Below are 21,479 nucleotides of genomic sequence, written 5' to 3'. Positions count from 1 at the left end.
ATGATGGACACTGGCGGCCCGCGAGCCGGCCGGTACCCAAGATGAACGGTAAGGGACAGTGCAGGAAATGACTCAGCCTCGGCTACTCGGAGGTCGCTACGAGCTCGACGGCGTCGTCGGGCGCGGCGGCATGGCCGAGGTGTATCGCGCACGAGACATCCGGCTGGACCGCATCGTCGCGATCAAGACGCTCCGCGCCGACCTCGCGCGTGACCACACCTTCCAGGCCCGCTTCCGCCGTGAGGCCCAGTCCGCGGCGTCCCTGAACCACCCGGCCGTCGTCGCCGTCTACGACACCGGCGAGGACGCCACCGACGGCACGCCCGTGCCGTACATCGTGATGGAGTACGTCGACGGGCGCACGCTGCGCGACCTGCTGCGGGCCGACCGGCGGTTGCTGCCCGAGCGCGCGGTGGAGCTGGTCGACGGGATCCTGCGGGCGCTCGACTACAGCCACCGCGGCGGCATCGTGCACCGCGACATCAAGCCGGCCAACGTGATGATCACCCGCGCCGGCGACGTCAAGGTGATGGACTTCGGCATCGCCCGCGCGATGGCCGACTCGGCCGCCACGATGACGCAGACCGCGCAGGTGATAGGGACAGCGCAGTACCTCTCGCCCGAGCAGGCCAGGGGCGAGCGGGTCGACGCCCGCAGCGACATCTACTCCACCGGCTGCGTGCTGTACGAGCTGCTGACGGGCCAGCCGCCGTTCACCGGCGACTCCCCCGTCGCGATCGCCTACCAGCACGTGCGCGAGGAGCCCATCCCGCCGTCGCAGATCGACCCCGAGATTCCCCCGTGGGCCGACGCGATCGTGCTCAAGGCGATGGCCAAGGACCCGGCCCAGCGCTACCAGAGCGCGGGCGAGATGCGGGCCGACATCCAGCGCGCGATGTCCGGCATGCCGGTCGAGGCGCAGACCATGACGATGGTCGCCAACTACGGCCCCGGCACCCGCACGATGGCCGCCCCGCAGGGTGCCGGCCCCGCCACGCAGCGCACCAGCGCCATCCCGCCCTACGAGTACGGCGAGGGCGAGCCCAGCCGCGGCGGCAGACGGCGCGCGGGCGGTGGCGGCGGCAACACCGCGGCGAAGACCGCGGCCTGGATCCTCGTCCCGCTGCTGATCATCGGCGCGTTCGTGTTCGTCGGCTACAAGTTCCTCGCCTCGGGGAGCAGCACGGCCGCCAAGCAGGTCACCGTGCCGCAGCTTGCCACGCAGAAGCAGAAGGACGCCGAGGCCGAGCTGACCGCGCTCAAGCTCAAGTTCACGGTCACCGAGGAGAACGACGCCGAGGTGCCGAAGGGCGTGGTCATCAGTACCGAGCCCGACGCCGGCACCAAGGTGGACGAGGGCGCCTCGATCGCTCTCAAGGTGTCCAAGGGCCCGAAGAAGATCGCCGTGCCCGACGGCCTGATCGGCTCCTCGCCGGAGGACGCCAGGAACGCGCTGAAGGACGCCGGTCTCGAAGGCGTGATCACGCCGGTGGTCTCCTCCAGGGAGCAGGACAAGGTCTTCGACACCAAGCCCAAGTCCGGCACGGAGGTCGAGGAGGGCAGCTCGGTCAAGCTGTACGTGCCCAAGGCCCAGGTTCCGGTGCCCGGCGTCGTCGGCAAGACGCAGGAGGAGGCCGAGAGCGAGCTGAAGGCCGAGGGCTTCCGGGTGAAGGTGGTGCCGCAGCCGGGCGAGCAGCCGCCTGGCACGGTCATCACGCAGAGCCCTGAGGCGGGCAGCTCGCAGAACCAGAAGACGACGGTCACGATCGTGGTCTCGACGGGGCCGGAGCAGCAGCAGCCGACCGAGGAGCCGTCGTTCCCCGCGACCGAGGAGCCGACGGACATCCCGTCCGACCCGGCGACCGAGGATCCGGGCGACACCGGCGAGCCGCCAGACCTCGGCCCGTGACCCAGGACGGCCCCCTCACCCGGTTCCCGGGGCGAGGGGGCCGTTTCCTTTCCCACACGCTCGTGATCGCCGCCGCCCGGCGTGCAGAGCGCCGGTAGGCGGTCGCGACGGCCCCAGGACCGCGCTGGAGGCTCGGGAACGCCGCTGGGGCCCGGGAACACACCCGTGGGCGGCCTGGAGGACGCCGGGGGCGTTCACCCGGGATCGGCGTGGACCGTCGCCGCCGCTCGGGGCGGCCCGGGGGCGGAATGTGACCGTCGCCGTCGCTCGGGGCAGCCTGGACGCCGGGGGCGTTCACCCCGGGGCTGGAATGGGAAACGTCCCCGCCGCTCGGGGGCGACGGCGGGGACGTTCACCCGTAAGTCGTTCCGTGGCGGCGCCGCGTTACACGATGGTCGACAACCAGTTGCCCAGCAGCTGGTGCCCGTGCTCGGACAGCACCGACTCGGGGTGGAACTGCACCCCTTCGATGGGCGCGGTGCGGTGCCGGAGGCCCATGATCGTCCCGTCGGCGGTCCGCGCGCTCACTTCCAGCTCGTCGGGCACCGTCTCGGGCCGTACGGCGAGCGAGTGGTAGCGCGTCATCGTCACGGGCGAGGGAAGCGACGCGAACACGCCTTTGCCGTCGTGGATGATGGCGCTCGTGCGCCCGTGCATGAGCTCGGGCGCCCTGGAGACGACCGCGCCGTAGGCCACGCCGATCGCCTGGTGTCCGAGGCACACGCCGAGCAGCGGCTTGCCGGTGGCGGCGGCGTGGCGTACCAGCGGCACGCTGACTCCCGCCGCCTCGGGCGTGCCGGGCCCTGGGCTCACCAGGACGCCGGCGAAGCCGTCGGCGTCCTCCACGCGCACGACGTCACGCGGCCGCACCTCGCACACGGCGCCCAGGAAGCGCAGGTACTGCACGATGGTGTGGACGAAGCTGTCGTGGTTGTCCACCACCAGGATCATTTGCGGACGGTCACCTCATCCAGCGTCACGGCGGGCTCGAGAAGAGGAAAGACGACATACCAGAGTACGGCTCCCGCCACGGCGACCAGCACGAGGGCCGCCAGGAGCCGCGTCGGCGGTCCGCCGGGCAGGTGCCGCCAGATCCAGCCGTACATGTCAGGCCTTCCTCTGCTCGGTGGACTTCAGCACGCCGTAGACGATGAGCCGCTGGGCGGCGGAGTACTCGGGGTGGCAGGTCAGGAGCGTGATCATCGCCCTGATGGGGGTGATGTCGGGTTTTCCGGGCACGGGGGCGAGGATGTCCACCTCGTCGGGCTCGACGACGTCCTGTGAGATGACCCGGTAGGTGTAGCGGGCCTCGCGGGCGTCCACGATGATCTCGTCGCCGCGCCGGAGCTCGTCGATGCGGTTGAACGGCGCCGCGTAGGTGGTGCGGTGGCCCGACAGGACGAGGTTGCCGATCTTTCCCGGCAGCGCCGATCCCGGGTAGTGACCGGGGCCCTTCTTCAGGTGTTCGGCGTCGACGCCCTCCACCACGGCGTACTTGTAGTCGTCGCCGAGCCTGGGGATGCGCAGGAGGGCCAGGGCGTTGCCGAGCCTGATCCGGCCGAGGTGGGCGGTCGCGTCGCCCTGCTCCTCGGCGAGCTGCCGCTGGAGCAGCTGCTGCTGGCGCTGGGTGTAGGCGCTGGTGCCCCACAGCAGGTAGGCGCAGAAGAACATCATCACCAGACCGGCCGTGATGCTCAGCTCCCCGCAGGTCCGCAGCAGTGCCCTCACTCTGCTCAGGTTATGCACAGGCGTGGCGGACGCCGGGGATCGCCATGTTCCGCGCGTGGCGACTATCCTGGGCAGACCAGAGAGCCTGGGGACTATCCGGATGGCCCCCGGCCGCCAGCAGGAGTTATCCCGTGCCCAAGCCGAAGACTCGCAAGAAGGCGGTCTACACGCCGCCGCAGAAGTCGCAAGAGGTCAAGGTCAGCCCGCGATGGCTGGCGCCGACCATGGTCCTGTCGTGGATCGTCGGGATCCTGTGGATCGCGGTCTACTACGTGGCCCCTCAAGCGCCTCTGCTCAAGGATCTCGCCAACTGGAACCTGCTGGTCGGGTTCGCTTTCATCATCTTCGGTGTGGTGCTTTCCACCCGCTGGCGTTAGTACTTTCCACAGGTTTTCCACAGCCTGGGGAAAGTCTCAGGACAGCAACGACGTCGCGCGGATCACCGTCAGCGCGACCATGATCGCAAAACCCCCCAGGAGGGCCAGCGCCTGATACAGGGCGCGGTGCTTCCTGGGGGCGTAGACCAGCGCGGTGGTCAGCACCGCGCCGGTGACCAGGCCGCCGACGTGGGCGGTCCAGCTGATGCCGAATCCCGTGACGGCCGGCACCACGAACGTGATCACCAGGTTGAGCACGATGACGGTCGCGATGCCGCGCACGTCGAGCTTGAGCCTGCGCCCCACGATGAAAATCGCCGCGAACAGCCCGAAGACCGCGCCCGAGGCGCCCACCGTGGCCGTGCGCAGGTCGTCGAACCACAGGCTCATCACCGAGCCGCCCAGCGCGCACAGCAGGTAGAGGGCGGCGAACCTGACGTGCCCGAAGGCTCGCTCCAGGTAGGGCGCGATGGCCCAGATCGCCCAGGCGTTGAAGAGCACGTGGAAGATCATCGTGGTGGAGTGCGCGAAGGCACTGGTGATCATCCGGTAGTACTCGCCCTCGCCGACCACGTAGACCGTGTTCATCATGAGGGCGGAACCGAGCCTGTTGTCGGTGAGGAGCTGGCCGGCGAAGACCAGGGCGATGAGCCCCAGGATCGTGTAGGTGACGTAGGGCGTCGTGACGACGCCGCCGCCGAAGGTCGAGCGTGCCTGCCGTACGGTCCTGTTGCCCTCGGCGACGCACTCGGGGCACTGGAAGCCCACCGCCGCGTCGCGCATGCAGTCAGGGCAGATGGGCCGTTCGCAGCGCTGGCAGCGGACCCACGTCTCCCGGCCAGGATGGCGGTAGCACGTGGGCACGGTCTCCTGGGGGCTGGGCGGCTGGCTGGTCATGAGGGGCCTTTCTCGTCCACTGACCGCCAGCCTACTCATCGGGAGGGTCGGCGCTGGACCGTCGCGGGCGACAGCCTCGCGTTCCCGACGAGCGCGGCCGCCCAGCCCGTCGCTCAGCCCTCGACGCGGTCGATCGTGACCGACTCGAGGATCACGTCCTCGGTGGGGCGGTCGTTACGGCCGGTCGGCGTCTTGGCGATCGCGTCGACGACGTCCTGGCCCTCGACGACCTCGCCGAAGATCGAGTGCTTGCGGTTGAGGTGCGGCGTCGGCACGACGGTGATGAAGAACTGCGAGCCGTTGGTGCCCTTGCCGAAGCGGACGCCCGCGTTGGCCATGGCCAGCAGGTACGGCTTGTTGAAGACGAGCTCCGGGTGGATCTCGTCGTCGAACTCGTAACCGGGGCCGCCGATGCCCTGGCCGAGCGGGTCGCCGCCCTGGATCATGAATCCGTCGATGACGCGGTGGAAGATCGTGCCGTCGTAGTAGCGTCCGGTGCTCTTCTCGCCGGTGCCGGGGTGGGTCCACTCCTTGGTGCCCTCGGCGAGCTCCACGAAGTTGCGAACCGTCTTCGGCGCCTTGTTGGGGAAGAGTTCGATCTTGATGAGACCGCGGTTGGTCTGCAGGTTTGCGATCAGCTTCTCAGCCACGAGACAGCTGCCCCCCTCTGTGCACAGGGATCATTCTGTGATGGTTTGCATGTCAAGGCCGCTGGGGCCACTCATGCATCCTCCCACGGCTCGTCATGATTGAGCCGCCTTGTACCGGGAAGGTCACGCTGCGGGGCCCCAACGACAGGGGAGGTTGTCGTGTCCCTGACACTGAGAAAGCGCCACGTCGTGGTAGAGATTCCCGCGACGTGGTTGGGCCGCATGAAGGCTCAGGCCATGCGGGCCGGATACCGGCTCGCCCCGATGGCGGACCAGGCCAAGACGGTCACCGCGCATCGGATCGAGGATGCCCGTTACTGGGCGGCGCCCAAACTGGAGGATGCCGCTCATCGGGTCGAGGATCAGCTCGCCCCGAGGATCAGCGCCATGCTGAGCCAGGCGGCCAGCAGAATCGACCCGACACCGGCAAGGTCCCGCCGGTGGCCAGTCATGGTGTTGATGACCGGGGTGGCACTGGGCGCCATGGGGTTCGTGTTCTACCGCCGCAACGCCCAGCAGTGGACCGACCACATGAAGGAGTCCGCCACTGACGCCTCTCGCTGGGTCAGCGAGCGGGCACACAAGGCGGCCGACAAGGTGTCATCCCACGCGGAGGACACGGCCGAGAAGGTCGACGAGGCGGCGCCGAAGACGACCTGACGGGTGCGACGCGGCCGCGCCCCTGCGCGCGGCCGCGTTGACCTCTAACCAAGCGCTTGCTACAACCAGCGCATGAGCCTGTCACCGCTCGACGACTTCCCCGTCCACCAGGCCCCTCAGGTCATGCGCCACGTGGCGACCTCCGATCGCAACTTCTACGATCGCTACTACTTCAACTGCCATGCCGGCACCGACGAGCTCATGCTCATCGTCGGGCTCGGGCAGTACCCCAATCTCGGCGTCACCGACGCCTTCGCCTGTGCCCGCCGTACGGACCTGCACCGGGTGGTGCGGGCGTCACGGGAACTCGGCGGCGACCGCATGGACACCTCCGTCGGCCCGTTCAGGATCGAGGTCATCGAAGGGCTCAAGCGGCTCAGGGTGATCCTGGAGCCGAACGAGCATGGCCTGTCCTTCGACCTCACGTGGACGGGCACGATCCCGGCCACGCTCGAACCCCGCCACTTCCTGCGCTGGCAGGAGCGGGTGATCTTCGATTCCGTACGGCTGGCACAGACCGGCCGCTGGAGCGGCACCATCGTGGTCGGCGACGACGAGATCCCCGTCGACGGATGGCAGGGCACCAGGGACCGCTCCTGGGGCATCAGACCGGTGGGCGAGCCGGAGCCGCCCGGCATCCAGGTCAAGAACCCGGGCACCTTCTACTGGCTGTACGCGCCCATGCAGTTCGACGACCACGCGATCCTCTGCATCGTGCAGGAGGACCACGAGGGCCGCAGGGTCCTGGAGGAGGCCGTCAGGGTGTGGTCGGACGGCCGGGAGGAGTATCTCGGCCGCCCCGGCTACCACCCCGTCTACGCCCCAGGCACCCGCGACGTCGTGTCGGCCACGATCACCTTCGACAAGATCGAGGTGCGGTGCACGCCGATCCTGCCCGTCCATCTCATGGTCGGCACCGGGTACGGCCTGGAGCCCGACTGGAAGCACGGCATGTACCAGGGAAGCCAGCCCGTGGTCCAGGGGGTGACCTACACGCTGCCCGAGGACGCCGGCCGCATGTGGGGCATGGTCGACGCGGTCGCGCGCTTCGAGTACGACGGGCAGGTCGGCCACGGGCTCTTCGAGTACTGGGCGCTGGGCCCGCACCCGTCCTTCGCCTGAGCCCCGCCGTACCGGACCCCCATCGCCGGTACGGCGGGGCCGCGCCCCGTTACTCGGCGCGGCAGGCGATGGTCACGGCCTTGGCGTTCTCGTCGTCCGCGGGGGCGATCGCGACCGCGCTCTCCGTGATCTCGGCGGCCTGGATTGGGGCGTCCTTCCGCTCGGCCTCCGTGGCGGGCGTCGCGGGGACGGCCTCGGTGACCTCGCTCCACCGCTGGACGTGCGGGGCGCCGTCGGGCGGGGTCGTGACCGTCACGGTCTCCCCGTCGGGCGCGACCTTCGCGGCGCGCGCCACGGCACCGGTCGCGTCGACGTCAGCGGAGAGCCGGACCTCGCCCTTCTCGGCGTGCTCGATCTCGGTGGCGGGGATGGCGTCGACGAACTCGAAGGTCCTGCCGTCGCTCGTCACGCAGGTGCCCTTGGCGGGCGGCTTGGCGGGCGGTTCCCCCGAGGCGGCGTTGGCCGATCCGGCCAGCCCCCCGGCCAGCAGCACGGCACCCACGGCAACGAGAGCGGCGATACGTCGCTTGAACACTTCCCTCTCCTTCGTTGATCGAACGGAATGAACGCAGCTTCGCCCACGCAACCTGAAGGCACCCTGAACGCCGCCGAAATGATCTTCAGGTTGGCTTTAGGTCGCGTCAGGCACGCTGAGCACTGTGCGAGTTCTACTGGTCGAGGACGAGAAGAGGCTGGCCGACCTGGTCAAGGGCGGCCTGGCGGGTGAGGGCTTCGCCGTCGACGTCGCCTACGACGGCCGCGACGGGCTGTGGATGGCCTCGGAGAACGACTACGACGCGATCGTGCTGGACGTCATGCTGCCCAGGCTGAACGGGTACGCCCTCTGCGCGAAGCTGCGCGAGGCGGGCAACTGGACTCCGATCATGATGCTCACCGCGAAGGACGGCGTCTACGACGAGGCCGAGGCGCTCGACACCGGCGCGGACGACTACCTCGCCAAGCCCTTCTCCTACGTCGTCCTGGTGGCCAGGCTGCGCGCCCTGGTCAGGCGGGGCGGCAAGGAGCGGCCCGTGTCGATCACCGTGGGCGACCTGACCGTCGACCCCGCGGGCATGCGCTGCCGCAGGGGCGGCGTCGAGATCGCGCTGACCCCGAAGGAGTTCGCGGTGCTGCACGGCCTGGCCCGCCGGGCGGGCGAGGTGGTCAGCAAGAGCGAGCTGCTCGCCCAGGCATGGGACTTCAGTTACGACGGCGACCCCAACATCGTCGAGGTGTACGTCAGCGCGCTGCGCCGCAAGATCGGCCCCGGCGTGATCGAGACCGTCAGGGGCGCCGGCTACCGTCTGGAGGCGGTGTGAAGAGCCTCTTCTCCGTACGGCTGCGCGCCACGGTCGCGGCCACCGCCGTCGTCGCCGTCGCGCTCGGCATCGCCGCGGCCGTCCTGGTCATCTCGCTGAAGGGCAGCCTGGAGGCCAGCGCCAGGTCCGAGGCGGCCAGGAAGGTCGTCGCGGCGATGCCGCTGGCCGCCGTCACCAAGCCCGCCGAGCTCGTCCTGACCGCCGACCCGGACGTCCAGGTCAGCACGCCCACGGGGACGGTGGACCCGTGGGAGACGGTGGGACCGTGGGAGACGGCGACCCCGGGCCAGTTCGCCGTCGCCAGGATGGCGGTCGACACGGAGACGGGTCCTGTCGAGGTCTGGGGCCGGGCCTCGCTGGCCGGCGCCGAGCAGGCGCTCCAGACGCTGAACGGGCTGCTGCTGCCGGGGGTGCCGCTCCTGCTGGCCGTGGTGGCGGGGATGACGTGGTTCTCCGTCGGCCGGGCGCTGGCGCCCGTCGCGGCGATCAGGGCGAAGGTCGCCGACATCACCGCGCGCGACCTGCACCAGCGGGTGCCCGTCCCCGAGTCGGGCGACGAGATCGCCGGGCTCGCCGTCACGGTGAACGCCACGCTCGACCGGCTGGAGACGGCGGTCGAGCGGCACAAGCAGTTCGTCGCCGACGCCGCGCACGAGCTGCGCAGCCCGATCGCGACCCTGCGCGCCCGGATGGAGCTGGCCGAGCCCACCGAGCTGTCGACCGAGGCCCTGGCCGACGTCGAACGGCTGCAACGGCTGTCCGGCGACCTCCTGCTGCTGGCCAGGCTCGACGCGAGCGAGCCGCTGCGGAGGGAGGAGGTGGATCTCGGCCAGGTCGTCGCCGAGCGGAGCGCCCGCCCGGGGGCGGCCGTCACCCTCGACATCAGCCCCGACGTGGTCGTCAGCGGCTCGCGCGGCCACCTCTCGCGGCTGGTCACCAACCTGGTGGACAACGCGGTACGGCACGCCGCGACGGCGGTCGAGGTCAGGGCGTACGAGAAGGACGGCGAGGCGGTCCTGGAGGTGCTCGACGACGGGCCGGGGATCCCGCCCGAGCACAGGGAGGCCGTCTTCGACCGCTTCACCAGGCTGGACGAGGCCAGGGCAAGAGACGGCGGAGGGGCCGGGCTCGGCCTGTCGATCGCCAGGGACATCGCGACGCTGCACGGCGGGACGCTCGCCGTACGGGACGGCGGGTTCGTCGCGAGGTTCCCTGCGCACCGGAACTGACGCGGCCGGGACGGGCCGGAGCCGCCCCCGGCCGCGGCCGCCGGCCTCAGGCGTCGCGGTCGAGCTGCAGGAACGCCCGCTCGATCGCCTCCGGGTAGGGCATCTGGGAGACCAGGTCGCGCAGGCCCTCGACGTGCGCGCGGCGGGCCAGATCGGCCGTGACCGCAAGGTCGTTCAGCTGGGCCGAGACGAACGCGCGGTCGACCACCGCGCCGTGCCCCGGCACGATGACCTGCTCGGGCAGCTCGGCCAGCAACGCCGCCAGCGTGCCCGGCCAGTCGAGCGGGTAGGCGTCGCCGAAGGCGGGCGGTGCCCCCTCCTCCACCAGGTCGCCGGCGAAGACCACACCGGCGTCCGGCACGTGCACGACGATGTCGTTGTCGGTGTGCCCCCTGCCGAAGTACCGCAGGTGCACCGGCCTGCCGCCGACGTCGAGCGTCGCCCGGTCGGTGAACGTGTGGTCGGGCACCACGATCTCCACGTCGGCGGCCTCAGGATCCCGGCCGGCCGCCACCCGCTCCCTGGTGCCCTCGCCGTCCCTCTTGATCTCCTCGGCCGCCCGCGCGTGCGCCCAGAACTCGGCGGGCACGAACAGCGCGTTGCCGAAATAGTGATCGAAGTGAGCGTGGCTGTTGACGACCGTCCACGGGTCGGGAGTGATCCTCCTGATGGCCTCGATCAGGTCGGCGGCCTTGGGGTGGGACTCCCGCGTGTCGAGGACCAGGCACTGGCCGTCACCGACGACCAGGCCGACGTTCAGGTCGTAGGACTCGTGCCGACGGACGAACACCCGGTCGCCGATCTCCAGCCACTGCTCGTTCATGTCCTCATCTTGGCGGATACGAGCGGCTCGTGTGCCGGCCCGGCCTCCTCGTGGCCGGAGGCCGCGCGGACGGAGAAGGTGCCCGCGAGGTCCGGGACGGCCAGCAGGCGCAGGAGCAGGGCGCAGTGCCCCGTCGCGTCCTCGTCGCCCCACTCGACGGTGAGCAATCGCGTCGGCCCGCCGTCGCGGCCGCCCTCCCCGCTGAGCGCCTCGGTCCGCAACTCGCCCACCCGCTCCCGCATCAGCCCGGTGGCGAGCGCGACGTGCGCGGCGCCCGCCTTGCCGTACCTGCCGGCCACCGAGCCGAACGTCACCACCAGCCGGGGGCGCTCCACGGCGGCCAGCAACGCGTCCAATCCGCCGACCCGCGGCGCGACGTGCAGCGCGATCTCTCCGTCCGTCAGCTCGGTGAACCGCGCGGGGCGGTTCACGCCGCCCGCGTGCACGATCGCCGTCACCCGCCCGAGCCGCCCTTCCAAAGCCCGTACGGCACGCGCCACCGCCGCGGAGTCGCCGAGATCGGCGGGTTCGTAGGCGTGCTCCCCCGGGAGGTCGGCGAGAGCGGCGGCCAGCAGGGGATCGTCGTCCGGCTCGGACCTGCCGAGGAGAGCGAGCCTGGCGCCCGTGGCGCCGGCGAGCGCCTTCGCGCACTCATGGCCGAACCCCTTACCGCCGCCGCTGACCAGCACCACATCGCCGGAATCGAGGGGGATCCGCCCTTCGGACGGCAGCTCCACCGGCACGCTCTCCCGCCGCCACGTCCCGCCCCTGTCGTCGACGACCAGCTCGTGGTAGCCGGGAACGGGCCGCTCGGGCGCGAGCACGCGGCCGTTCGTCACCACCAGCGCGACCGCCAGCTCCGGGTGCTCGAGCCAGAGCGTGCGCAGGAATCCCGCGTAGGCGTCGGTCCGCGCCGCGACGAGCAGCGGTCTCCCCTCGGCGACGGCCCCGCGAGCGGCGGCGAGCAGCTCGCCCGGCGACGGCTCGACCACCGCGCGACTCTCCTCGACCGGCTCGTCGAAGGGCACCAGCCGTTCACCGAAGCAACGCACCGCACTCCGCACCCGAACTCCCCCCACCCTCGTTGCACCCTCCTCCGGCGACCCGGTCGGTCCGGCGCGCTCCTCAGGACCTCCCGGGTATCGGCCGGCCACCCCCGCCACCGATCGGCCGCTCCCCCTCGGCCGCAGAACGGGTCGGAATTTATTCAGGCCCCTCCTAAGGGTCAACGGAGACACACGGCGCTTCCTCGACCTTTGCCGCCATGACTCTCCGCCCGGCCGGAAAACACCTTTCGTCCGGTCACGGCGGCTGCGTAATGTCCGATGCGTGATCAGACCCGATTCCGGGCGGACGGACCGGTTGCCTGCCGGCGACCGGCCGCCACCGCCCGGTGGCCTGGCGGAGCGGCTCCGCGAGATCGCCTGCGACGAGTCGGGGTCGGAGGGCGAGAAGCTCGTCGGCGGGAACACCAAGGTGTTCGCGCACGCCGGCGTGGGGTTCGACATCGAGTCGGCGGCCAGGTGCATGCGGGAGGTGCGCCGGCGGGCGCCCTCCCCGACGACGGAGTTCAAGGCGGGCATCCTGCTCCGCGGCAAGCACCGCGGGACGCTCGCGTGGCTGCTCGGTCCCGCGGGGCCGCTCCTCGGCAACGCTCACGTCCATCTCGTCGACAAGGCCTTCCTCGTCGTCCGCGCCGTGGCCGAGCTGCTGCCCGCCGCCGGAGACACCCCCGCCGACGTGGCCGCCACCCTCTACCGCGAGGGCCCTCACGCGCTCGGCCACGCGCGGTGGACCGCCTTCCTGACGTCCTTCAACGACGTGCTGCGCACCAAGAACGGCCGTGGTCCCGTGGTATCGGTCGAGGAGGCGTTCGACCTGGTCGACGTCCTGCGGTCGCCCGGTGCCGGTGGCCCGACCGGCGCCGTCATGGAGCGGCTCGCCGGGGCGCGACCTCGCGTGGCGGCCTTCCGGGCGCGGCTGCTCGGCGAGCCGCCGCTGATGCCGGTGCTCGACCCGCTGGTCCCTGCCATCGTCGGGGCGGTCGACCGCTGGGCCGCGGACGACGCTCCCCTCTTCCTCGTCCACGACCGGCAGACCATGCTGACCGACGAGCGCATCGCCCAGCTCAGGGCACATCCGGTCGTCCGCCGTGGTTCCCCGACCGGCCGGCTGGCCGGGGTACGGCTCGTCGACTCGCGCACGGACCCGCGGGTCCAGGTCGCCGACCTTCTCGCCGGAGCGGCACGGAGGATAGCCGAGGACGAGCTCGAGGGGCGCGGCGACGCCGAGCTCACCGCGCTGCTCCGCCCTTATGTCGACGCGTCCTCGATCTGGGGGGACGACCGGAGCCGGTTCCTGCCGGTGCCCGCTGGTTGAATGCGGTCATGGACGCGCTCTCGGCCAGGGACAGATTCATGACGGCGCGGACCGCCACGCTCGCCACGGCCGACACCGGCGGGGTGCCGCACCTGGTGCCGATCGTGTTCGCCGTCCACGACGACCTGATCGCGTTCGCGGTCGATCACAAGCCGAAGCGGTCCACGGACCTGCGCAGGCTGCGGAACATCGCCGTCAACGAGCGGGTCAGCCTGCTGGTGGACCACTACGAGGAGGACTGGTCGCGGCTGTGGTGGGCGCGCGCGGACGGCAGGGCGGCGATCGTGGGCGACCCGGCCGAGAGCGCGCGCTGGATCGCCCGGCTGGCCGAACGCTACGCGCCCTACCGGTCCCGGCCGCCCGAGGGGCCCGTGGTCACGATCGCGGTGGAGCGGTGGAGCGGCTGGTCCGCCGCCGGATGATCAGCGGGCTTCGGTGGAGCGGCTGGTCCGCCGCCGGGTGATCAGCGAGCTTCGAGCGTTCGGCGGCAGTGGTCCAGGGCGTGCGCGGCGAAGGCGGCGCGGTCCACGCCCGGCACGCCGATGACGATCTGGGTGCTGAACCCGTCGAGCATCGCGCGCAGCCGTACCGAGAAGGCCTGCGCGTCTGTGGCGACGAACTCGCCCGCGCGCACGCCGTCGTCCACCACCCGCACCAGATCCTCGTGCCAGCGCCGGTCCAGCTCGGCCTGCGTCTCCCGCAGCTCGGGAACGGCGAGCGTGCGGCTCCACACGTCGACCCAGAGCAGCCAGCGCGGATCGGCGGTGCCGCTGGGCAGGTAGAGGTCGATGTAGCCGGCCAGCCGATCACCGGCCGGAGCGCCGCGCTCGACGATCTCCGCCCGCCGGGGGGCGAGCCGTTCCTCGCTCCAGCGCAGCGTCTCCACCAGCACCTGATCCTTGCTGCCGAAGTAGTAGAGGATGTGGCCTCCGCTGGTGCCCAGCCGCCGGGCCAGCCCGGCCATCGTGAGGTCGGCCAGGCCGTGCTCGGCGATGGCGGCCATCGCCGCCTCCAGCACCTGCTCCCGTGGCCGGTCCAGCCGGCGATGCCCCCGCGCCATAGCTCACCTTGCGATAACGGTCGTTGACGAGTCCTTGACGGACCAATCTACGGCAGTGCATTTTGAATGCCATTCAAACAGTTTGAACGGCATTCAAAGATCGGCCCAGGAGCGCCCATGATCCAGCCGCCAACGGCCCCCGCCGCTGCTCCCGCCCCTCCCTCTCTCGCCCGCATGCTCGGCCTGTTCGGCGCCGTCATGCTCACGCTGTCGTGCATCACGCCCGCGTCCTCGCTGTTCATCATCGTTCCCGAGGTTCTCGCCGGGCAGGGCAGCGGCGCTGTGCTCACCCTGCTGGCCGGGGTGACCGTCTCGATCGCCGTCGGCTGCTGCTACGCCGAACTCGGCACGCTCAGACCCAGCTCCGGCGGCGAGTACGCCATGGTGACGGCGATGCTCGGCCGGCTGTGCGGCTGGCTCACCTTCGGCCTGTCCATCTCCCTGCTGATCGTGATCCCGCCGATCATCGCGCTGGGCACGGCCGACTACCTGAGCGACCTGCTCGCGGTGGACCGGGCCGGCGCCGGCGCCGTCGTGATGCTCGCCGCCACCGCCTTCGCGGTGCTCGACATCCGGTCGAACGCCCTCATCACCGGCGTCTTCCTGGCCATCGAGGTGGTCGCCGCCTGCGTGGTCGCCGCCCTCGGCTTCACGCACGCCCAGCGGGGCCCGGAGGTCCTCCTGTCCCCCGTCGTGCCCGACGGGCAGGGCGGCGCTTCTCCGTTCGGGATCGCCGCGCTGATGGCCGGGCTCACCGTGGCGATGTTCGTCGTCAACGGCTTCGGCACCGCGACCTACCTGGCCGAGGAGATCAAGGAACCGCGGCGCGACATCTCCCGCGCGGTGTTCTGGTCGCTCGGCCTGGCGGCCGTCGTCATCATCGTGCCGGTGATCGCCACCGTGCTGGGCGTCGGCTCCCTCGACGACCTGGTCAACGGCTCCTTCTCCGACTACGTGCGCACCTGGGCCGGCGACGGCGTGGCCACCGCGGTCAACCTGGGCATCGCCATCGCCATCTGCAACGCCGTCCTGGTCATGGTGCTCCAGAACGGCCGCGTCGTGTTCGCCTCCGCCCGCGACCGCGCCTGGCCCGCTCCCGTCGGCGCCGCGCTCACCCGCATCCACCCGCGCTGGGGCTCGCCGTACGTGGCGACGCTCGCCATCGGGCTGCCCGGCGTGGCGATGGCCGCGCTGCTCGACATCGAGCAGCTGCTCGGCCTCACCTCGGTGATCGTGACGGTCGTCTCGCTGCTGCTCGCCGCGGCCGCGCTGCGCTCCCGTACGGCACGGCACCGGGAGGAGCGGGCCTGGCGCATGCCCCTGTGGCCGCTTCCGCCGCTGGTCGTGATCGCGGCCCTGGGCTACGCGCTGCTCGAGCAGAGCGTCACCGACCTGGTCGTCGCGGGCGGCATCGTCGCGCTGTTCGCCGCCTACTACCTGCTCTACCTGCGACCTCGCCACGCCACCCACTGGGTCGTCACCGTGCCCGAGGACTGACCCCCTGCGACCTCACGGCACCACCGACCGGGGCCCCACCGACCCCCTGCCACCTCACCGCACCACCGACCGAGGCGCCACCGACCCCCTGCCACCTCACCGCACCACCCGCCAGGGCGCCACGGACCCCGGGGACTGACCTCGCATGACTACCCGTCGAGGAGGACGGACAACGATGACCGCCGATCTGACCGTGCGGAACGCCAGGATCCACACCGTCGACGACGCCTTGCCCCGCGCGCAGGCGCTGGCCGTACGGGACGGCCGGATCGTGTGGGTCGGCGCGGACGCCGACGCGCCCGCGGCGGCGGAGACCGTCGACGCCGGAGGCCGCCTGGTGCTGCCCGGCTTCGTGGACGCGCACAACCACGTACGGCTCGGCTCCGACGACGCGTGCGTGCAGCTCGCGGGGGCCGCCGACCTGGCCGAGATCGGCCGCAGGATCGACGCGTGGCGGGCCGAGCACCCCGAGGCCACCTGGATCGAGTGCGAGGGCTTCGACTACACGGCCGTCCCCGGCCCACCCCGCGCCGCCGACCTGGACGCCCTCACCGGCGCCGTCCCCACGATCGTGTTCGGCTACGACGTGCACACGCTGTGGGCCAACACCGCCGCCCTGCGTCGCCTCGGCATCGACCGCGACCACACCGAGCTGCCGTTCGGCGTGGCCCAGGTGGACGCCACCGGCACGCCGACGGGCTTCGTCACCGAGTTCGCCGTGCGCGGGCTGTCCCGGGAGGGCCATCGGGCGCTGGCCGCGCTCGGGGTGCCGTGGGCCGGCCCCGACCGGCAGTACGCCCGGCTGCTCGCCAGCCTCGACATGGCGACCGGACACGGCATCACGACCATCGTCGAGCCGCAGAACTCCCTGGACGACCTGCGGCTGTTCGAGCGCGCCCGCGCCGAGGGCAGGCTGCGCTCCCGCCTGATCGCGGCGCTGTTCCACCCGCGGGGGACGTCCGCCGCCGACCTGGCCGACTTCGCGCGGGCGGCCGCCGCCTACGACGACGACCGGCTGCGCGTCGGACCGCTCAAGCTCTACATCGACGACGTCGTGGAGCCGCGCACCGCCGCGCTGCTGGAGCCGTACTGCGGGCACGGCGACCACCGGGGCGAGACGTTCTACCCGCCCGGCGAGTTCGCGGACCTGCTGGCCTCGCTCGACGCGGCGGGCTTCCAGGCGTTCGTCCACGCCACGGGCGACCGGGGCATCCGCACGGTCCTCGACGCCGTCGAGCACGCCCGGCGCGTGAACGGCCCGCGCGACGCCCGCCACCAGGTGGTCCACGTGGAATGCCTCGACCCGGCCGACGTGCCGCGCTTCGCCGAGCTCGGCGTCGTGGCCTGCATGCAGCCCCGGCACTGCTCCCCCGACATCGCCGGGCCGGGACGCGACTGGGCGGAGGCGGTGGGGCCGGCCCGCTGGGCCAAGGCGTGGCCGATGCGCTCCCTACACGAGGCGGGCGCCGTCCTGGCCTTCTCCAGCGACTGGAACGTGGCCGAGATGGACCCCATGGTCGGCATCTACACGGCCGTCACCCGGCAGGGGCTCGCGGGTGGACCCGCGTGGATGCCGGAGGAGGCGGTCAGCCTGGAGACGGCCATCCGCGGGTACACGCTGGGGTCGGCCTACGCCAACTTCTGCGACCACGACAGGGGCTCGCTCACCCCGGGCAAGCTGGCCGACTTCACGGTTCTGTCGGACGATCTGTTCGCGATCCCGGTGGCGGAGATCCCGGGGGTCCGGGCGGACCTCGTCGTGGTGGGCGGGGAGGTCGTCCACCAGCGGAGCTGACCGGGCGCACGGCCCCACCCGACGCCGTGGGCGGGGCCGTCCCCGGGTTCTGCCGTGGGGCCGTCCCCGGGTTCTGCCGTGGGGCCGTCCCCGGAATCTGCCGTGGGGCCGTCCCCGGGTTCTGCCGGGGCGGCTCCGCGGCCGGGCGGTCTTTCAGGTGTCCGCCGCGGACGGCCATCGCGTGGGCGGCGGGCAGGCCCCAGGTCCGCGCCCCGGAGGTCCGCCCGCCGCAGATCCGCCGACGTGAGGAACATCCCGGTCAACCGGGGTGGAGCGGAGAAGTCCATGCTCCGCGCGGACAGGCCGGCGAGCTTCGCCGCCCGCAGATCGGGCCGGTTCGGCTCGTCCCTCCCGGGCCTGCGGGCCAGGGCGGTCATCGCGGCGTCGACGTCAGCGGGCAGCTCGATCCAGGCGAGTTCCGGATCGTCGTCCTCGGCGACGTATTCCCCTTCCGCGTTCCTCTCGCGCATCGTGCGCGCCCGGACGAAGGAACACAGGACACCGATGACCGCCGTGTGATCGACCGCCGATTCGGACATCACGTGTTCCAACGCGTGAATACCGCCCAGCCGCTCCTCGAGCTTGTCGGAGGCGAGCTGGCCGACCGCCTTGCCGAACCGGTCCGTCACCTGTCCGCCGACGGGTGTGCGGCGAACCAGCGCTTCATCCTCGAGCGTGTCATGCCCATAGACAATCAGACACGGCGATCTTGCGAGTCCCCGCACGACCCCGAATGATGGTCTGCACCATGGACTTCACCATCAGCTACCAACCCACACCCGACGACGTGTCACGAGCGCTCCAGCAGGGCGTGATGCGGCAGCTCAAGCTCGTCTCCCTGGCAGTGCCGCTGGTCCTGGCCGCGTCGGGGCTGGCGTGCCTCGCCGTCGGCGCCGTCGGGCTCGGAGCCGGCATGCTCGCGGGCGCCGTCGCCTTCCCCCTCGTGCTGAGCGTGGTGATCCGCCGGATGGCGAAGCGGCAGCTCACCTACCTCTGCGTCCCCACGACGCTGCGGGTGACCGGCGACGGTTACGAGACGCGAACCGACCAGTCCACCACCGCGACGCGGTGGTCGCTTTTCAGCCGGATCGAGACCACTCCCGAGTTCTGGCTGTTCTTCGTCAACAGGCAGTTCACGGGGTTCCTCCCGAGACGCGCGTTCAGCGACGGGCAGCAGGCCGAACTCGACGGGCTCTTCGCGGTCAGGGAGGAAGCACGCCGGTCAGCGAGGGTCTGACGTCGTCAGCGGAAGACAGCCGGACCCCGACGGCCCGCTCCCCCGGTCGTGGATGTTGCGTTTCACGCGGGGTACCACGGGCGCCGGTCAGGCGGGAGAAGGCGGTCGCTGGTTGTCGAGGAAGGTCAGCACGGCGAGAACCCTGCGATGGCCGCCGTCTGAAGGCGGCAGGCCGAGCTTGGCGAAGATGTTGCCGATGTGCTTGTGCACCGCGTTGTCGGTGACCGTCAGCCGCTGGCCGATCTCGGTGTTGCTGAGGCCCTGGGCCATCAGCGCCAGCACCTCCCGCTCGCGGCCGGTGAGCATGTCGAGGCCGCTCCTGCGGCCGATCATGAGCTGGGAGATGACCTCGGCGTCCATGACCGTGCCGCCCGCCGCCACCCGCCGGAGATCCTCGATGAACTGGCTCACCCGGCTGACCCTGTCCTTGAGCAGGTATCCCACTCCTCCGGAGCCGTCGGCGAGCAGCTCGCGGGCGTAGAGCCGCTCGACGTACTGGGAAAGGACCAGGACCGGCAGGGCGGGGTCGGCCTGGCGGAGCGCGACGGCGGCCTTGATGCCCTCGTCCCGGAAGGACGGCGGGAGCCGTACGTCCACGATGACCAGATCGGGCCGGTGCGTGGCGACGGCGTCGGCCAGGCCGGACGCGTCCGGCACCACCGCGGACACCTCGATGCCCTTGCTGCCCAGGAGCAGCTCCAACCCGGCCGACAGCAGGACGTTGTCCTCGGCGATCACGACGCGCACGGCAGCTCCACGGTGATGGTGGTGGGGCCGCCCGGCGGGCTGTCGACGCCCACGGCCCCGTCGAAGGCGGCGACTCTCTTACGGATGCCGGCGATGCCGGTGCCACGCCTCTCGTCGACGCCGCCCCGCCCGTCGTCGGCGACCTCGACGTGGAGGGTGTCGTCTCTCCGGGCCAGCCGTACGGTCGCCCGGGTGGCACCGCTGTGCTTGGTGGCGTTGGTGATCGCCTCGGACACGATGAAGTAGGCGGCGGTCTCGACCGCGGCGGGGACCGGCCCGAGGTCGTCCAGGTCCGCCTCGACGGGCAGGCCCGCCTGGGCCGCCACGGCGTTCAGGGCGCCGGCCAGCCCCCGGTCGGCGAGGATGGGCGGGTACATCGTGCGGATCACCTGGCGCAACTCGGCCATCGCCGCCTCGGTGCCTTCATGGGCCTCCTTGAGCAGCCTGCCGACCGTCCCGCTGTCGTCGCCGAGCGCCTCCCTGGCCACGCCCAGTCGCATCGCGATGGCCACCAGCCTGGCCTGGGTGCCGTCGTGCAGGTCGCGCTCGATCCGGCGCAGCTCGGCGGCGTGCGCGTCGAGCACGCCCGACCTGCTCTCGGTCAGCTCGTCGACCCGCGCGGCGAGCCGGTCCTCCGAGGACGGCGCCAGCGCGGCGAGGCAGGCGTCGGCGTGCATGCGGGCCAGCTTCGGCACGATCCGCCAGGTGAGCGCCGCTCCCACGACGATCTGCGCCAGGCCCAGGCCGAGCGCCTGCGACCATCCCGTCACCGGGAACGCCACCATCAGCCGCAGCGGGTCGTCGGCGGGGAACAGCCACCACAGCGGCGCCTCCAGGACGGCGTTCACGACGAGGCCGACGACGGTCAGGGCGGCCAGTCCGGTGGGTATGCCCGTCGCGACGTGCCGCACGGCCCACCGCAGGTCGCGTCGGCTCTCCGGACTCCGGAGCAGTTCCCGCAGCTGGGCGCCGACGCCCTTCGGCAGGCGTGCTTCCCTCGGGGACACCGTGACGCCGAGGAGCGCCGCCGCCCGCCCCCGGTTCCACTCGGCCCACCTGCGCAGGATCGCCATCATGCGCGGAACCGCCACCAGACCGCCCGGAGCCAGCACGGCTATCACCAGGAGCGGCAGGGCGATCACCGTCGCCATGGCGGAGGGCAGCAGCACCAGGTGGTAGCGGATGCACCGCCACAGATACGTCAGTACCACCTAACGAAGGATCTTTCGGGCAGGAAGCTCCATGGCCCGGCACACTACCAACACCACGGCGTGCTCTTGCGCGAGCCCGACGGCCCCGTCACCGCCACGAACCTGCCACGGGGAAAGGCGAGGGAGACCTCGTCGAGCGCCACCACCTCGCCGTACGCCTTGGTCACCCGGTGCAGGCTGACGGCAGAGGTCACGAACGGCGTCCGGCGACGGCGAGGGCGATCAGGCCCGCGATGCCCGCCACGCCGCCCGCCAGCCCGACCAGCGTCACATCGCCGGCCATGGCGATGTTGGACACCAGGTTCACCGTCACACCGACCACCACCAGCACCCAGAGCAGGGCACGGAGCAGACGGCGCCGCGTCCGAGGGCGGTGCGGCGGGCGGATCGCGGGGTCAATTCGGTACAGATCGCTCATGAGTCCCACGCTAGAAGCGCCCGCCGTCCGGGAGAATCCCGCCCGCCGCCGGATGGACGGTACAGCCCGCTGTAGTAGGCGCGGCTCGGTCGCGGCCGTCAGGACCGCGTATCGTCACGATCCGGGTCGCCTGGTGGCCATGTGTCGAACGGCGTCGGCCGCATCGAATCCCTGAACTGCTTCGCCCTGGTCACGCAGTCAGGGCAGATGGGGGCCTTGACGGATCTGGCCAGGGCTCCCGGTGTCGGCTCACGGTGGGTGCCCAACACCGTCATGTCCGGAGGAAGCCCGGTCTCGGGGTCGATCGTGGCGGTCATGACAGTCGCGGGGATGTAGCCGAAGGTGCGCTTGCATCCATGACATCGGCCGATGGTCGTGATCTGCTCGTCTCCCATATGGCGTCCGCCCTCCTCTTCCGCAC

Annotated in this window: 25 protein-coding genes; 11 read left to right on the top strand and 14 right to left on the bottom strand. The window is 71.5% G+C overall.

Annotated elements, in window-relative coordinates; translation table 11 throughout:
• Nucleotides 1–67: 67 nt before the first annotated feature.
• Nucleotides 68–1,909, top strand: coding sequence for a Stk1 family PASTA domain-containing Ser/Thr kinase (gene pknB / locus ACWENQ_RS07925; RefSeq protein WP_452413219.1), 1,842 nt, complete (start codon nt 68–70; stop codon nt 1,907–1,909).
• Between the two features lie 384 nt (nt 1,910–2,293).
• On the opposite strand, the gene ACWENQ_RS07920 is transcribed toward pknB, so the two are convergent.
• The 3 genes from ACWENQ_RS07920 to ACWENQ_RS07910 are packed head-to-tail and all read right to left on the bottom strand — an operon-like array spanning nt 2,294 to nt 3,637.
• Nucleotides 2,294–2,860 (bottom strand): anthranilate synthase component II, encoded by a 567-nt coding sequence (locus ACWENQ_RS07920; protein ID WP_354916974.1) that lies wholly within the window; start codon nt 2,858–2,860, stop codon nt 2,294–2,296.
• Nucleotides 2,857–3,015, bottom strand: a complete 159-nt coding sequence (locus ACWENQ_RS07915; protein WP_354916971.1) for a hypothetical protein — start codon at nt 3,013–3,015, stop codon at nt 2,857–2,859. The genes ACWENQ_RS07920 and ACWENQ_RS07915 overlap by 4 nt, the downstream gene beginning before the upstream one ends.
• Nucleotide 3,016: 1 nt before the next feature.
• The gene (locus ACWENQ_RS07910; protein WP_354916968.1) at nt 3,017–3,637 is read right to left on the bottom strand and encodes a class E sortase; all 621 of its coding nucleotides are present in this window, start codon (nt 3,635–3,637) and stop codon (nt 3,017–3,019) included.
• A gap of 131 nt (nt 3,638–3,768) precedes the next feature.
• Between ACWENQ_RS07910 and ACWENQ_RS07905 the strand changes: the two genes are divergently transcribed.
• The gene (locus tag ACWENQ_RS07905) at nt 3,769–4,014 is read left to right on the top strand and encodes a cell division protein CrgA (RefSeq protein WP_354916965.1); all 246 of its coding nucleotides are present in this window, start codon (nt 3,769–3,771) and stop codon (nt 4,012–4,014) included.
• Nucleotides 4,015–4,050: 36 nt separating this feature from the next.
• On the opposite strand, the gene ACWENQ_RS07900 is transcribed toward ACWENQ_RS07905, so the two are convergent.
• Complete coding sequence (locus tag ACWENQ_RS07900) at nt 4,051–4,911, bottom strand: rhomboid family intramembrane serine protease (protein ID WP_449930068.1); 861 nt, start codon at nt 4,909–4,911, stop codon at nt 4,051–4,053.
• A 113-nt stretch (nt 4,912–5,024) separates the two neighbouring features.
• Nucleotides 5,025–5,561, bottom strand: coding sequence for a peptidylprolyl isomerase (locus tag ACWENQ_RS07895; protein ID WP_452413218.1), 537 nt, complete (start codon nt 5,559–5,561; stop codon nt 5,025–5,027).
• 159 nt (nt 5,562–5,720) lie between these two features.
• On the opposite strand from ACWENQ_RS07895, the gene ACWENQ_RS07890 reads away from it, so the two are divergent.
• A complete protein-coding gene (locus tag ACWENQ_RS07890) occupies nt 5,721–6,221 on the top strand; it encodes a hypothetical protein (protein WP_452413217.1) in 501 nt (166 codons plus the stop codon).
• 72 nt (nt 6,222–6,293) lie between these two features.
• Nucleotides 6,294–7,343, top strand: coding sequence for a hypothetical protein (locus tag ACWENQ_RS07885; RefSeq protein WP_449930074.1), 1,050 nt, complete (start codon nt 6,294–6,296; stop codon nt 7,341–7,343).
• A gap of 49 nt (nt 7,344–7,392) precedes the next feature.
• Here the strand turns inward: ACWENQ_RS07885 and ACWENQ_RS07880 are convergent, their stop codons facing one another.
• Entirely contained in the window at nt 7,393–7,878 is a 486-nt protein-coding gene (locus tag ACWENQ_RS07880) for a hypothetical protein (protein ID WP_449930076.1), read from the bottom strand.
• A 124-nt stretch (nt 7,879–8,002) separates the two neighbouring features.
• Here ACWENQ_RS07880 and ACWENQ_RS07875 point away from each other — a divergent pair, with 124 nt between their 5' ends.
• The gene (locus ACWENQ_RS07875) at nt 8,003–8,662 is read left to right on the top strand and encodes a response regulator transcription factor (RefSeq protein ID WP_449930078.1); all 660 of its coding nucleotides are present in this window, start codon (nt 8,003–8,005) and stop codon (nt 8,660–8,662) included.
• Complete coding sequence (locus ACWENQ_RS07870; RefSeq protein WP_452413216.1) at nt 8,659–9,891, top strand: ATP-binding protein; 1,233 nt, start codon at nt 8,659–8,661, stop codon at nt 9,889–9,891. The genes ACWENQ_RS07875 and ACWENQ_RS07870 overlap by 4 nt, the downstream gene beginning before the upstream one ends.
• A gap of 46 nt (nt 9,892–9,937) precedes the next feature.
• On the opposite strand, the gene ACWENQ_RS07865 is transcribed toward ACWENQ_RS07870, so the two are convergent.
• Both ACWENQ_RS07865 and ACWENQ_RS07860 read right to left on the bottom strand, forming a co-directional pair.
• Nucleotides 9,938–10,714, bottom strand: a complete 777-nt coding sequence (locus ACWENQ_RS07865; RefSeq protein ID WP_452413215.1) for an MBL fold metallo-hydrolase — start codon at nt 10,712–10,714, stop codon at nt 9,938–9,940.
• On the bottom strand, nt 10,711–11,766 hold the full coding sequence (locus ACWENQ_RS07860) for an SDR family NAD(P)-dependent oxidoreductase (RefSeq protein ID WP_452413214.1): 1,056 nt from the start codon (nt 11,764–11,766) through the stop codon (nt 10,711–10,713). The genes ACWENQ_RS07865 and ACWENQ_RS07860 overlap by 4 nt, the downstream gene beginning before the upstream one ends.
• Before the next feature lie 277 nt (nt 11,767–12,043).
• Here ACWENQ_RS07860 and ACWENQ_RS07855 point away from each other — a divergent pair, with 277 nt between their 5' ends.
• Together ACWENQ_RS07855 and ACWENQ_RS07850 are read left to right on the top strand one after the other, a co-directional pair.
• A complete protein-coding gene (locus ACWENQ_RS07855) occupies nt 12,044–13,093 on the top strand; it encodes a DUF3800 domain-containing protein (protein ID WP_449930086.1) in 1,050 nt (349 codons plus the stop codon).
• 8 nt (nt 13,094–13,101) lie between these two features.
• Nucleotides 13,102–13,515, top strand: a complete 414-nt coding sequence (locus ACWENQ_RS07850; protein ID WP_452413213.1) for a TIGR03668 family PPOX class F420-dependent oxidoreductase — start codon at nt 13,102–13,104, stop codon at nt 13,513–13,515.
• A gap of 41 nt (nt 13,516–13,556) precedes the next feature.
• Here the strand turns inward: ACWENQ_RS07850 and ACWENQ_RS07845 are convergent, their stop codons facing one another.
• Nucleotides 13,557–14,153, bottom strand: coding sequence for a TetR/AcrR family transcriptional regulator (locus tag ACWENQ_RS07845; protein WP_452413212.1), 597 nt, complete (start codon nt 14,151–14,153; stop codon nt 13,557–13,559).
• Between the two features lie 117 nt (nt 14,154–14,270).
• On the opposite strand from ACWENQ_RS07845, the gene ACWENQ_RS07840 reads away from it, so the two are divergent.
• The 3 genes from ACWENQ_RS07840 to ACWENQ_RS07830 all read left to right on the top strand — a co-directional run bounded on the left by ACWENQ_RS07840 (nt 14,271) and on the right by ACWENQ_RS07830 (nt 18,682).
• Nucleotides 14,271–15,650 (top strand): APC family permease, encoded by a 1,380-nt coding sequence (locus ACWENQ_RS07840; protein WP_452413211.1) that lies wholly within the window; start codon nt 14,271–14,273, stop codon nt 15,648–15,650.
• Nucleotides 15,651–15,825: 175 nt separating this feature from the next.
• Nucleotides 15,826–17,445, top strand: a complete 1,620-nt coding sequence (locus tag ACWENQ_RS07835) for an amidohydrolase (RefSeq protein WP_449930094.1) — start codon at nt 15,826–15,828, stop codon at nt 17,443–17,445.
• Between the two features lie 748 nt (nt 17,446–18,193).
• The gene (locus ACWENQ_RS07830; protein ID WP_452413210.1) at nt 18,194–18,682 is read left to right on the top strand and encodes a YcxB family protein; all 489 of its coding nucleotides are present in this window, start codon (nt 18,194–18,196) and stop codon (nt 18,680–18,682) included.
• An 87-nt stretch (nt 18,683–18,769) separates the two neighbouring features.
• Here the strand turns inward: ACWENQ_RS07830 and ACWENQ_RS07825 are convergent, their stop codons facing one another.
• The 5 genes from ACWENQ_RS07825 to ACWENQ_RS07805 all read right to left on the bottom strand — a co-directional run bounded on the left by ACWENQ_RS07825 (nt 18,770) and on the right by ACWENQ_RS07805 (nt 21,453).
• Nucleotides 18,770–19,429, bottom strand: coding sequence for a response regulator (locus ACWENQ_RS07825; protein ID WP_452413209.1), 660 nt, complete (start codon nt 19,427–19,429; stop codon nt 18,770–18,772).
• Nucleotides 19,417–20,640 (bottom strand): sensor histidine kinase, encoded by a 1,224-nt coding sequence (locus ACWENQ_RS07820; RefSeq protein ID WP_452413208.1) that lies wholly within the window; start codon nt 20,638–20,640, stop codon nt 19,417–19,419. Before ACWENQ_RS07820 ends, ACWENQ_RS07825 begins: the two co-directional genes overlap by 13 nt.
• A 44-nt stretch (nt 20,641–20,684) precedes the next feature.
• Nucleotides 20,685–20,834 (bottom strand): hypothetical protein, encoded by a 150-nt coding sequence (locus tag ACWENQ_RS07815; RefSeq protein ID WP_449930102.1) that lies wholly within the window; start codon nt 20,832–20,834, stop codon nt 20,685–20,687.
• A complete protein-coding gene (locus ACWENQ_RS07810; protein WP_449930104.1) occupies nt 20,831–21,058 on the bottom strand; it encodes a hypothetical protein in 228 nt (75 codons plus the stop codon). Before ACWENQ_RS07810 ends, ACWENQ_RS07815 begins: the two co-directional genes overlap by 4 nt.
• Before the next feature lie 98 nt (nt 21,059–21,156).
• Nucleotides 21,157–21,453 carry a hypothetical protein gene (locus ACWENQ_RS07805; RefSeq protein ID WP_449930106.1) on the bottom strand — a complete coding sequence of 99 codons (297 nt, stop codon included), beginning with the start codon at nt 21,451–21,453 and terminating at the stop codon, nt 21,157–21,159.
• Nucleotides 21,454–21,479 lie beyond the last annotated feature (26 nt).

The sequence above is a fragment of the Nonomuraea sp. NPDC004354 genome (assembly GCF_053602555.1).
This window is presented reverse-complemented; position numbering and strand designations above follow the sequence as displayed.